Below are 6349 nucleotides of genomic sequence, written 5' to 3'. Positions count from 1 at the left end.
CGACGCCGCGCGCGTGCCGGCCACGGCGGCGGCGCGCGTGATGGTAGTCGACGCGCATCTCGATGCCGCCGGCGCTGGCGAAGCGCTGCCGGCCGTCGCCCCGCGCGCGGACGACATCGCCTACTGCATCTACACCAGCGGCTCGACCGGCCAGCCCAAGGGCGTGCTGGTGCCGCACGGCGGCCTCGCCAACCTGGTGGACTGGCATGTCGAGGCCTTCGGGCTCGATGCGGGCTCGCGCGTGGCGATGCTGGCCGGCCCGGGCTTCGACGCGGCGGTCTGGGAGATCTGGCCGGCGCTGTGCGCGGGCGCGAGCCTGGTGGAACCGCCCGCCGCGCTGCGCCACGACGCGGCCGCGCTGGCGCAATGGCTCGATGCCGAGGCGATCAGCCATGCCTTCCTGCCCACGCCGCTGGCCGAGGCCTTCCTGGCCACCGGCGCCGCGCCGCGCGCGCTGCGCGTGCTGCTCACTGGCGGCGATCAACTGAAGTCGCGCGCCGTGCCCGGCGCCGCGTACCGGCTCGTCAACGCCTATGGCCCGACCGAGAACAGCGTGGTCACCACGGCCGGCGAGGTTGCCGCGGATGATTCGACCGAAGGCGCGCCCGCGCTGCCCGATATCGGCCGGCCGATCCGCGGCCAGCGGCTGCACGTGCTCGATACGGCGCTGCGCGCCGTGCCGCTCGGCGTGGCCGGCCAGCTCTACGTGGGCGGCGCCGGGCTGGCCGCCGGCTACCTGGGGCGCCCCGAGCTGAGCGCCGAGCGCTTCGTGTTGGCGCCCCAAGGCGAGGCGGCCGGCACGCGCCTCTATGCCACCGGCGACGTGGTGCGGCTCGACGAAACCGGGCGCATCCACTTCATCGGCCGCGCCGACGACCAGGTGCAGATCCGCGGCTTCCGCGTCGAGCCGGCCGAGGTGGAGGCGGTGATCGCCGCGCATCCGGCGGTGGGGCAATGCAAGGTGCTGGCCTTCGAGCGCGCCGCGGCCGGGAAGCTGCTGGCCGCCTATGTCGCGCCGCGCGCCGGAGCGGGCGCCGCGCTGGACGAGGCCGCGCTGCGCGCCTTCGTCGAGGCGCGGCTGCCGTCCTACATGCGGCCCGCCGCCTATGTGCTGCTCGACACGCTGCCGCTCGACGCGAACGGCAAGGTCAGCCGCCGCGCGCTGCCGTCGCTGGACGCCGCGCCGGCAAGCCCGGCCGAGGGAGCGCTGTTCGCCGACGAAGTGGAGCAGGGCGTGGCCGCCTGCTATCGCGAGCTGCTCGGCGGCGTGACGCCGCGTGCCGACGAGGATTTCTTCGCGCTCGGCGGCCATTCGCTGCTGGTCGCGAAGCTGGCCGAGGCGCTGCGCGAGCGTTTCGGCGTGACGGTGGCGATCGCCGATCTGTTCACGCATGCCACGGTGGCCTCGCTGGCCGCGCATCTGCGCGAAGCGGCCGGCCGTGCCGCGCCGGTGGCGCTGGCGCGTGTCGAGCCGGGCCTGCCGGTGCCGCTGAGCCCGGCCCAGCAGCGCATCTGGCTGCTGCAGAGCTACGACCCGGCCAGCACCGATTACCACGTCGGCGGCGCGCTGCGCGTGCAAGGAGAGCTCGATCTCGAGCGCCTGGAGCAGGTGCTGACGGCGCTGGTGGCCGAGCACGAGGCGCTGCGCACCGTTTTCCCGCTGCGCGACGGCCTGCCGGTACAGGAAGTGCGCGCGGCCGGGCCGTTCACGATCGAGCGGCTGTCGGTCGAGCTCGACGGTCTCGCGTCGACCGCGCGCGAGACGCGCGTGGAGGCGGCGATCGAGGCCTTCCAGTCGCGTCGTTTCGATCTGGCCGACGGGCCGCTGCTGCGCGCGGGCTGGCTGCCGCTCGCGGCAGACCAGGCTTATCTGCTGCTGAGCCTGCATCACCTGATCGCCGACGGCCGTTCGGTGGCGATCCTGCTCGACGAGATCGCACGGCGCGGTGCCCTGGGCGCGACGCTCGTTGCCGAAACGGCTGCCGGGCAAACCGCGCTGCAATACCGTGATTATGCGGCCTGGAGCCGCTCGGCCGAGGCGCAGGCCGCCGAAGCCGCCGCGCTGCCGTTCTGGCGCGAGCAGTTGACGGGCCTCGCGCCTGACGGGCTGGCCGCCTTGCGCCTGCCGCAAGCGGCGCGGCAGGCCGAAGCCGTCGAGGCCGGCGATATCGATACGGCGCCGGGCGACGAAGTCGCCGCCGAGCTGCCGCGCGAACTGGCCGCGGCAGTGCGCGCGATGGCCGCGCGCGAGGGCGTCAGCGAGTCCACCGTCTACCTGGCCGCCTATGGCCTGCTGCTGGCGCGCCTGGGCGGCGAGCCCGAGGTGCTGGTCGGCACCGCCTACGCGGGGCGCGACGTGCCGGGTACGGCGGCGATGATCGGCATGTTCGTCAACGTGCTGCCGCTGCGCGTGACGATCGGCGACGGCACGCCTTTCGCGCGTCAACTGCACGACTGGCGCGAGGCCAGCGTGGCGGCCTGGCGCCATGCGCGGCTCGGCTACGGCGAGATGGTCGAGCTGGCCGGCGTGGAGCGCGCGGGCGAGGCGGGCGAGCTGGTGCGCGCCATGTTCGACTACGAGGAGCGCGAGTTCGGCGCGATCGGCTTCGGCGCGGCGACGCTCGCGCTGGAGCGGCGCGCCGACCGCAGCGCCAAGTTCGACCTCACGCTGCGCTGCCGCGCCGAGGGCGAGGCGATGCGCATCGCGCTGAACCATCGCCTCTCGGCCTTCGACCGCGAGCGCGCGACGCTGCTGCTCGACACTTATCGCCTGCTGCTCGAACAGGTGGTCGCGGCGCCCGAGCTGACGCCGGCCCAGACGCGGGTGGTCGACGCCGGCGCGGCCGAGGCGCTGCTCGCGCTCGGCCGTGGCTTCGGCTTCGGCTTCGGCGAGACCGGCGTGCTGTCCGGCGAACCGATCCATCACCACCTCGAGCGGATCGCGCGCCTGCATCCCGAAGCGCTCGCCGTGACGGGCGCCGATGCCGCGCAAGGCATTGCCTATGGCGCCTTCAACGCCCAGGCCAATCGCCTGGCGCGCCGCCTGCGCGCGCTCGGCGCGGTGCCGCGCGAAGCCGTCGCGCTGTGCCTGTCGCCGGGGCCCGGCTTCGCGCTGGCCGCGCTGGCCGTGCTCAAGCTGGGCGCCGCCTATGTGCCGATCGACCCGCGTTATCCCGAGGCGCGTCGCGCGCGCATCGTCGCCGATTGCGGCGCGCAACAGTTGCTGGTGGAGGCCGGCACGGCGCCCGAAACGCTGCCGGCCGGCGTGGCCGCGCTCGAGCTCGACACGCTGGTCGCCGAGGCCGCCGGCCTGGACGGCGAGGATCTCGACGTCGCCGTCGCGCTCGACGACCTGGCCTACCTGGTCTACACCTCGGGCACCACCGGCACGCCCAAGGGCGTGGAGATCCCGCATCGCGGCCTGGCCAATCTCTGCGACTGGCACGCGCGCGCCTATGCGCTGCACGAGGCGCCGCGTACGACGCGCGCCAGCCAGACGGCCGGCGTCGGCTTCGACGCGGCGGTCTGGGAGATCTGGCCGTACCTGGCCACCGGCGCCAGCGTCTGGTTCGCGCCCGAGGCGGCGCGCCAGTCCTCGCGCGAGCTGACGGCCTGGTTCGCCGCGGCCGGCATCACCCACGCCTTCGTGGCCACGCCGCTCGCGCACGCGGTGCTGGCCGACGGCTGGCGCGGCACGCCGGCGTTCCGCTACCTGCTGACCGGCGGCGAGCGGCTCACGCGCCGTGCGCCGGCCGGCGCCGGCTACCGGCTGTTCAACCACTACGGCCCGTCGGAGAACAGCGTGGTGGCGACCGCCACGGAAGTGCCGGCGCAAACGCCGCACGCGCGGCAGGCAGCGCCCTCGATCGGCACCGCGATCGATCGCGTGCAGGCGCTGGTGCTCGACCGTCACGGCCAGTTGCTGCCGCGCGGCCTGGCGGGCGAGCTGCACGTCGGCGGGGCTTCGCTGATGCGCGCTTATCGCGGCAACGAGGCGCTCACGCAGGCGTGCCTGATCGCCGATCCGTTCTCGAGCGAGGCCGGCGCCCGGCTGTATCGCAGCGGCGACCTGGTGCGCTGGAACGCGGCGGGCGAACTCGACTACCTCGGCCGCGCCGACGACCAGCTCAAGATCCGCGGCCATCGCATCGAGCCGAGCGAGATCCTGCACGCGATCAAGGGCGAGGCGGGCGTCTACGACGCGGTGGTGGGCACGCACCAGCATGCGCAGGCGGGCTTGCAACTGGTCGCCTACGTGGTGTTCGACGCCGCATCGACCGACATCGCCGGCACGCCGGCCGCGCGCGCCGCGTGGCTCAAGCAGGCGGTGGCCGCGAAGCTGCCGGCCTTCATGGTGCCGACGCACGTGGTCGAGCTCGACGCGCTGCCGCTCACGCGCAACGGCAAGGTCGACTACACGGCGCTGCCCGCGCCGCGCGCTTCGGTTGAAACGGGCGGGGAGGGCGAAGCGGCCCGCACGCCGCTGGCCACCGACACCGAACGCGCGCTGGCGGCGATCTGGAGCGAACTGCTCGGCGAGCGCGTCGACGACGCCCACGCCAATTTCTTCGCGCTCGGCGGGCACTCGCTGCTGGCCGCGCGCGCCGTCGCGGCGATCGAGACACGACTCGGCCGCGCGATTGCCCTGAAGGACTTCTTCATGACCCAGGACCTGGCTTCACTGGCGCAACGGCTCGACGACGATGCCGCGCGCCCGGCGGGCATCCCGCTCGCCCCGGCCGACGCGGCGATCCCGCTCGCGCCGCTGCAACATCGGCTGTGGCTCGCGCAGCGCTTCCATCGCGAGCATGTCGGCCACAACGTGGTGGGCGCGCTGCGCCTGAGCGGCACGCTCGATGCGGCCGCGTTCCGCGCGGCGCTGATCGATACCGTGGCGCGCCACGCGATCCTGCGCACCCGCATCGTCGAGACCGACGAAGGGCCGCGCCAGATCGTGCCCGCCGCGCAGGACGCGGCCACGCTCGTGGCGGCCGACGCCGACCTGCTGCAGATGAACCTGAGCGGCAACCCGGCCTCGATGCTGGATGGCTTCGTGCGCGACCATCTCGCGCGCATGGCCAAGGAGCCCTTCGACCTGGCCGCGGGCCGCCCGTACCGGCTCGCGCTGATCCAGACCGCCGCCGACAGCGCGGTGCTGGCGGCCAGCTTCCACCACATCGTCGTCGATGCCTGGTCCGCCGAGGTGTTCCTCGCCGACCTGCTGGAAGCCTATGCCGCGCATCGCGAGCAGCGGGCCGCGCGGCTCGCGCCGCTGGCGGTGCAGTATCGCGACTACAGCGTCTGGGCGCAGCAGGCGCTGTCCCGCGAGGAACCGGCCCTGCTGGATTTCTGGCGCGACTACCTGCGCGCGTTGCCGGCGCAGGCGCCGCTGCCGGTGGCGCGCGGCGCGGCCGAGGGCAGCGCCGGCTTGCCGCGATGCATGGCGCGTTCGACGAAATCGACCAGCCGCTGCCATTGCAGGCGGCCGGCGTTCAGGAGGGCGTGAGGATCGTTCATCGGGAATCTTTCACGGAGCTTCGAGCCGCACGATCACGGCGGAGATGTTGTCGCGCGCGCGGCGCGACATCGACAGTTCGAACAGGCGATCGACGCGCTGCCGGGGCGTGGCCGGCTCGCCGAACAGCACGGCGAGCTCCTCGTCGCCGAGTTCCTTGTTGACCCCGTCCGAGCAGAGCAGGAATTCGGTGCCGGCCCGGCTGCCGGCCACGGCCCAGTCGAGGAACAGCACGTCCTCCACGCCGACCGCGCGCGTCAGCACGCCGGCGCCGGCCGAGGGCGGCGCCGGCAGGCCGCGTACATGGGTGATGTCGACCGGCTGGCCATGCACATGGTCGCGCGTGAGCTGGGCGAAGCCGCCTTGCTCGCCGACGTAGACGCGACTGTCGCCGACCCAGCCGCACAGCACGAAGGCCGGATCGTGGATCAGCAGCGCGACGGTCGAGCCGATCACGTCGACCTGCCGCGCGAGCGCCTCGGCGCGCAGCTCGAGATTGACCTGCTGCAGCGCCTCCTCGACCGCGATCGCGAATTCATGAACGTCGCCGTCGCGGGTCAGCGCGCCGAGCCGCTCGACGATCAGCGCGCTGGCGTAGTCGCCCGCCGCGTGGCCGCCCAGGCCGTCGGCCACCACCCACAGGCCGAGGTCGTCTCGCACCAGGATCGCGTCCTCGTTGCGGCGGCGCACCTTGCCGGTCTCGGTATGGCCGGCGGAAACATAGGAATGGGTCATGCCTGCACCTCCACTACCGCGAGCGGCCAGCCGGCCGAGGCACTGGCGAGGCCGGCGTGCGCGGCCAGCGCCTCGCGCGCCGCCTCGCAGCCCGGCAGC

1 protein-coding gene and 1 pseudogene are annotated in these 6349 nt (G+C 73.9%); one reads left to right on the top strand and one right to left on the bottom strand.

Annotated elements, in window-relative coordinates; translation table 11 throughout:
- A pseudogene (locus F3J10_RS33780) lies at positions 1–5401 on the top strand (amino acid adenylation domain-containing protein); the annotation flags it as partial.
- Positions 5402–5527: 126 nt separating this feature from the next.
- Here F3J10_RS33780 and F3J10_RS33775 read toward each other — a convergent pair.
- A complete protein-coding gene (locus F3J10_RS33775) occupies positions 5528–6250 on the bottom strand; it encodes a PP2C family serine/threonine-protein phosphatase (RefSeq protein ID WP_025098255.1) in 723 nt (240 codons plus the stop codon).
- Positions 6251–6349 lie beyond the last annotated feature (99 nt).

The sequence above is a fragment of the Burkholderia sp. Cy-637 genome, from assembly GCF_011753175.1.
In the GTDB taxonomy this organism is placed as follows: Bacteria; Pseudomonadota; Gammaproteobacteria; order Burkholderiales; family Burkholderiaceae; genus Burkholderia; species Burkholderia gladioli.
Note: the sequence above shows the minus strand (reverse complement) of the source record. Positions and strands in the feature narration are given on the sequence as shown.